This is a genomic window from Sutterella sp. (assembly GCF_052272535.1).
In the GTDB taxonomy this organism is placed as follows: Bacteria; Pseudomonadota; Gammaproteobacteria; order Burkholderiales; family Burkholderiaceae_F; genus Sutterella.
Window position 1 is genome coordinate 1 of sequence record NZ_DAVZJY010000168.1, and the last position, 5438, is coordinate 5438.

Sequence of the window (5438 nt, forward strand, 5' to 3'; positions counted from 1 at the left end):
CCTCCGGCCTCTGGCCCGGGGCGCCGTCTTCGTTTCTGCGTCCCGCCCCCGCTACTGCCGGTAGCCCCAGCGGAAGTAGACGCCCGTTCCCTCGCCCGCGGTGCGCCCGACGGTGAAGATGATCGGGCCGATCAGGCTGTCGACACCCACGTAGAACGACAGGGACTTGTGCCAGGCGCGGTCCGCGCCGTCGCCCGCCTCCACGTCGTTCCAGGCGCGCCCGAGCTCGCCCTGCACGCCCGCCCAGACGGGCGCCTCCACGGGCATCCAGTCGGAGATGTTCCGCGAGAGCTGCACGCGGCCGTACTCAAGGCGCGAACCCGCCCAGCGGCCATAGGGAGCGCCCACCATGCGGCTTGCGCCTCCGAGTTTGAACATCCCCGTGATGGTGGCGTGCTGCAGCTCCGCTTCGGCCAGAGCCGTCCAGCGCCCGACGCTCCAGGGCACGAGCGCGTTGAGTTCGAGCACGTAGGAGTCGCCCTCGACGTCCGACTCCATGTTCGTGAACTTCCCCTTCGCCGAGAAGCGCCATCCCTTCGTCGGGAAGCTCACGCTGTCCAACGTGTCTAGGAAGAGCTCCGCCCCCCCGTAGGGCGCCTCCTTGTCGCGCCAGGGCGGCTCCTCGAGGCCGATCTGCTGACGCGTGCTCGAGGCGAGATACCCCGCCGAGACGCCCGCGTAGCCCAGGCGCGCGAACTCCCAGCCGAAGAGCACCTTCGCCTCGAAGATCGAATTGCGCCACCGCGCCGCGGCGACCTTTCCGACATACGCGTCGTAGTTCTCGCGCGAGTAGGAGATGCTCGGCTCGACGAAGAACGGCATCGTGCGCCCGAGCGGCTGATAGAACTCCGTGAGGAAGCGCTGCGACTCGCCCACCTGGACCTCGTTGCGCCACTCCGCCCCCCAGGCGTTCATCAGGTGCCAGGTGTGCGCGAAGAGCACGTTGAAGGTGGAGACGCTGTTGAAGTCCGTCTCGAGCGACCCGCCGAAGCGCACGCTCGACCAGTTGGAGTCCTTCTCGCGCGGCTCGAAGACGACGGACGACATGCCCTCGGGCCCCGGATCGAGTCGATAGGTGACGCTCTCGAAGTACCCCTCCGCGAAGACGCTGCGCGCGGCGGCGTCGAGCTCCCGCCGGGATCTCCAGCTCCCCGGGCGCACCGCAGCACCCTCAAGAATGCGTTCGGCCGGCACCCGATCGCCCGGGCGCTGCTCGACGCGCACGTCCGCGATGCGCGTGCGGTGCGGCGCATCGTGCGCGCCGGCCTGCGTCCTCGCTTCATTCCAGGCCGCCCATTCGCCCTGCGGCCGCGCGAGGCGCGCGAGCCGCGCGGCCGCACTGCGCGCGGCCGCCTCGCCCAGCGCGATGATCTCGCGGCTCTTCTTCAGGTCCGCGGAACTGAAGTCCTTCAGATCGGGCGTGATCAGAAGATCGTCCTCATGGAGCGCCGCGATCGAGCGCTGCACGTTCTGCTCCGTGAGGAGGTTCACCATCTGCGCCATCACGCCCACGACGTTGTCCAGCTTGTCGCGGCCCGAGAGCGGCGTGCCGACGTTGACGGCAATCACTACGTCGGCGCCCATTTCGTGGGCAAGTTCGACGGGAAGGTTGTCGACGAGGCCGCCGTCCACCAGGAGGTCGCCCCGCCACTTCGCGGGCGAAAAGGCGCCCGGCACGGACATCGAAGCGCGCATCGCCTCGCGCAGCGAGCAACCCTTCTGCATGACGACGCGCCTGCCCGTGACGAGGTCCGTCGCGGGCGCGGCGAAGGGCACGGGGAGCATCGAGAGGTCGCGGACCATCTCGACGGGCGCGGTCTTTCGCGCGAGGAAGAGTTCGAGCTCCTCGGAGGGCACGAAGGCGGTGGGCAGCATCGGCGTGCCGTTGCGCGAAATCTCGACGCCGCTCGCAGGGAGGCTTTTGTAGTCGTCCTCCTTCTTGCGCCAGGAGACGAGGCGGCGCTCCGGATGGGGCGAAAGCATCTGATCCCAGTCCACCTCGAGCACCGTGCGCTCGAGCTCCTCGAGCGTGAAGCCCGCCGCATAGGCGCCGCCCACCATCGAGCCCATGGAAGTGCCCGCGACGACGTCCACCTTGACGCCGAGCTCCTCGAGCACGCGTATGACGCCGACGTGGGCGAACCCGCGCGCGCCGCCCCCGGAGAGCACGAGTCCGACGCAGGGCCGGTGTTCGGCGCGGCAGGCCGCCCGCACCTCCTCGGGCGTCTTCGCCGCGGCGGGGGCGGCGAGCGCAACGGCGGCGAGCGCCGCAAGGACGGGCGCGAAGCGCAACATGGGTCGGACGCAGGACATCAACGACGCCTCCAGATAATGAAGAAGCCGCACGGGCGCGGACGTTTGCGGGCGGAGCGGCCGGCGGGTGAAAATGACGCATCCTCAGCGGACGCGGGGCGGCTGCTCAGCCGCATCCGCTCCGAGCATACTCAATCGGGAATCTCTTATGCGCGTACTTCTCACGGGCGGCATGGGCTTCATCGGCTCGCACACCGCCGTCGTTCTGCAGGAGGCCGGCCACGAGCCGGTGCTCTTCGACAACCTCTCGAACGCCGACCGGTCCGTCGCCAGCCGCATCGAACGCATCACCGGCCGAGCTCCGCAGTTCATCGAGGGTGACATCCGTGACGGCGCGCTCCTTGAGAAGGTGCTCCGCGAAGAGGCCGTGGACGCGGTCATCCACTTCGCCGGCCTCAAGGCCGTGGGCGAATCCGTCGTGAAGCCCCTTGAATACTTCGACAACAACCTCACGGGAACGCTGCGGCTCCTCGAGGCGATGCGCGCGAGCGGCGTGAAGCGCCTCATCTTCAGCTCCTCCTCGACGGTCTACGGCCCCCCCGCGCACCTACCCCTGCAGGAGACCGACCCGACGGGCGAAGCGACGAACCCCTACGGGCGCACGAAGATCATGATCGAGGAGATGCTCGCCGACCTCTGCCGCGCCGATCCGGAGTGGAGCGCCGTGTGCCTGCGCTACTTCAATCCGATCGGGGCGCACCCGTCGGGCCTGATCGGCGACGACCCGAACGGCATTCCGAACAACCTGCTGCCCTACGTCTCGCGGGTCGCCAACGGGCGGCTGCCGTTCCTCAACGTCTACGGCAACGACTACGACACGCCCGACGGCACGGGCGTGCGCGACTACATCCACGTGATGGACCTCGCGCGCGGCCACGCCGCGGCGCTGCCCTACGCGATGAGCCACACGGGCTGGCGGGCGGTCAACCTCGGCTGCGGGCGCGGCTACAGCGTGCTCGAGGTGGTCGCGGCCTTCGAGAAGGCCTCCGGCCGCAGGGTTCCGGTGAAGTTCGCGCCGCGCCGTACGGGCGACATCGCCGCCAACTGGTGCGACCCGGCGCTCGCCCGCGGGCTCTTCGGCTGGGAGGCGAAGCTCACGATCGAGGACATGTGCCGAGACGCCTGGCGCTTCGAGTCCATGCGGGCCGCCGAAGCGGCCGCTCAGACTCAATCCTGACTTCCCCCAATTGCAAAACGGCGCCGCAGAAAGTTGTCCACGGAATTGTCCACAGACTTCTCCCATGAGGAACATGCACTTGCGGCGCTGAAGGCAACTTGTTCACACGCGAGCCGGCAGTTTTCGGGCTGGCTCGGCGCGTGAATCCGCATGCCCGTCATGGTGCGGAGCGCTTCGAGAAGGCCCGCCCGGGCGCCGGCGGGCGCCGTCTGCGCGGCACGCGCGAGCACGCGGCGCGCAAGCGCGAAGCGCGACGTGAAGGGGCCTTCGGGCGCGAAGTGCAGGACCTGCGGCGCTCCGGGAAGAAGCCTCTGCGCGCCGTCCCCGAGGATCATCGCCGCCGACCAGCGCGCGAGCGCCTCGTAGGAGGTCGGCCGCCCGTACTGGTTGGTGCGCATGCGGATCCCGCGGCCCGCGAGGGCCTGCTCGAGCACGCGCGCGGGAAACCCTTCCCCCGTCGCCTCGGAAAAGAGCCACCCGGCGCGCACGACGAGGGCGCGCGACCCGGCCCGCCGCGCTTCGCGCATCACGGCGCGCTCGCCCTCGCGCTTTGTGCGTCCGTAGGCGCCCTGGGGCTCGGCACGGTCACCGGAATGGAGCACGCGCCGGCCGCCGCCCGAGAAGACGTAGTCGGTCGAGTAGTGCAGGAACGCCGCCCCCCAGCGTGCGGCCGCCCGTGCGGCGCAGGCCGGAGCTTCCACGTTCCCGCGGCGCGCCGCCCTGAGGTTCCGCTCGGCCCCTGCGACGTCCGACCAGGCGGCGGCGCAGACCACCCAGTCGGGGCGTCCCGCTTCAAAACGCGCGCCGGCGGCGGCAAGCGCGGCCGGATCGGCGGCATCCACCTCGCCTCTTCCCGGAGCCTCCACCCGGCCGGCCCCCGCCTCGCGCAGCATCGCGGCGAGCACCCGTCCGAGGCGGCCTCCGCCGCCCAGAATCAGCACGTCCGTCATGACCGACTCCCGCCGAAGTGCTCGAGCTCCCGGGCGATGAAGGGCCCCGTGACGCTCTGCGGCGCGCGCGCGACTGCGGCGGGCGCGCCCTCGGCGACGATCCGTCCACCCGCGTCGCCCCCGCCTGGTCCCATGTCCACCACCCAGTCGGCTGCCGCGGCCGCCCCCGGATCGTGCTCAATCACGAGCACGGTGTTGCCGAGGGCGGTGAGGCGCCTCAGGGCCGCGAGGAGCTTCGCCTCGTCGTCGAAATGGAGCCCCGTCGTCGGCTCGTCGAGGATGTAGATCGTGCGCCCATCGCCGCGCTTGGCGAGCTCGGCGGCGAGCTTCACGCGCTGCGCCTCGCCCCCGGAGAAGGTCGCGGCGCTCTGGCCGAGCCGCAGATACCCGAGGCCGACGTCACAGAGGGCGTCGAGGCGCCTCAGAATCATCGGCTGCGCGGCGAAGACTTCGCGCGCGGCCTCGGCGGAGAGGTCGAGGACGTCCGCGATCGAAAGCCCCTTCCAGCGGCATTCGAGCGTCTCGCGGTTGTAGCGCCGCCCGCCGCAGACCTCGCAGGTGACGAAGACGTCGGGGAGGAACTGCATCTCAAGGCGCACCACGCCGTCGCCGCCGCACGCCTCGCACCGCCCGCCCCGGGCGTTGAAGCTGAAGCGCGCCGCGTCGTAACCGCGCTCACGCGCCGTCAGCGTCTGCGCGAACACCTCGCGGATGAGCGTGAAGAGCCCCGTGTAGGTCGCCGCGTTCGAGCGCGGCGTGCGCCCGATGGGACTCTGGTCCACGGCAACGACGCGCTCGAAGTGCTCGAGCCCCTCGAGCGCCCGGTGGGGGAGCGCCCGCGCCTCGGCGCGGTTGAGCCGGCGCGCGAGCGCGGGAAGAAGCGTGTCGACCACCAGCGTGGACTTCCCCGACCCCGAAACGCCCGTCACCACCGTGAGCGCCCCGACGGGCACCGCGAAGTCCACGTCCTTCAGCGTGCGCCCGCAGGCGCCGCGGAG

The 5438-nt window shown here is 70.8% G+C and carries 3 protein-coding genes and 1 pseudogene; 1 reads left to right on the plus strand and 3 read right to left on the minus strand.

The genetic code is table 11. From position 1 onward, the window contains the following. Positions 1–51: 51 nt before the first annotated feature. On the minus strand, positions 52–2313 hold the full coding sequence (locus tag ACT6Y9_RS08385) for a patatin-like phospholipase family protein (RefSeq protein WP_443744204.1): 2262 nt from the start codon (positions 2311–2313) through the stop codon (positions 52–54). Between the two features lie 148 nt (positions 2314–2461). On the opposite strand from ACT6Y9_RS08385, the gene galE reads away from it, so the two are divergent. Continuing rightward, positions 2462–3490, plus strand: a complete 1029-nt coding sequence (gene galE, locus ACT6Y9_RS08390) for a UDP-glucose 4-epimerase GalE (RefSeq protein ID WP_443744205.1) — start codon at positions 2462–2464, stop codon at positions 3488–3490. Here the strand turns inward: galE and ACT6Y9_RS08395 are convergent. Both ACT6Y9_RS08395 and ACT6Y9_RS08400 read right to left on the minus strand, forming a co-directional pair. Continuing rightward, a complete protein-coding gene (locus ACT6Y9_RS08395; RefSeq protein ID WP_443744206.1) occupies positions 3481–4440 on the minus strand; it encodes an SDR family oxidoreductase in 960 nt (319 codons plus the stop codon). The genes galE and ACT6Y9_RS08395 overlap by 10 nt on opposite strands. Beyond that, positions 4437–5438: pseudogene (locus ACT6Y9_RS08400) on the minus strand (excinuclease ABC subunit UvrA); the annotation flags it as partial. The pseudogene ACT6Y9_RS08400 and the gene ACT6Y9_RS08395, both read right to left, overlap by 4 nt.